The following is a 387-nucleotide window of genomic DNA, read 5'->3' as shown; positions in this document are numbered from 1 at the left end:
TTTCCCGGCGCGGACAGACGGGCATTTATCCTCCCGCCAGCCCTGTGTCATCAGGCACGCAAACGAATAATCATCGTCGGGACATCGGTATAAGCAAACGTGCCGCGCGGCAGCTCCTCGCGGACGTCAGAAAACGGTAACAGCTTCTCCTGCTGGCGTGGCCCGTTGAGACAGACGGCAACCAGAACGCCCCCCGGACGCAACAGGGAAAAAGCCCGCAGGATATGCCGGATATCCTGCCCGTGACTGAACGGCGGATTCATAATGATCCGGCTGTAATACTGCACCGACTGCCATTCCATGAAGTCGCCACACTGTACCCTGACACCGTTAAAATTTTCCCGCAGATACCGGACCAGCCCGCTGTTAATCTCCACCGCATCACAC

General features: G+C 57.6%; 1 pseudogene. It reads right to left on the bottom strand.

Features of this window, described 5'->3' with window-relative positions:
- Positions 1-50: 50 nt before the first annotated feature.
- Positions 51-387: pseudogene (locus tag LZP73_RS19370) on the bottom strand (class I SAM-dependent methyltransferase); the annotation flags it as partial.

This window comes from Shewanella sp. AS16 (assembly GCF_021412365.1).
Taxonomy (GTDB): Bacteria; Pseudomonadota; Gammaproteobacteria; order Enterobacterales; family Shewanellaceae; genus Shewanella; species Shewanella salipaludis.
The sequence above is the reverse complement of the archived record's forward strand: the minus strand, read 5'-3'. Positions and strand labels throughout refer to the sequence as shown.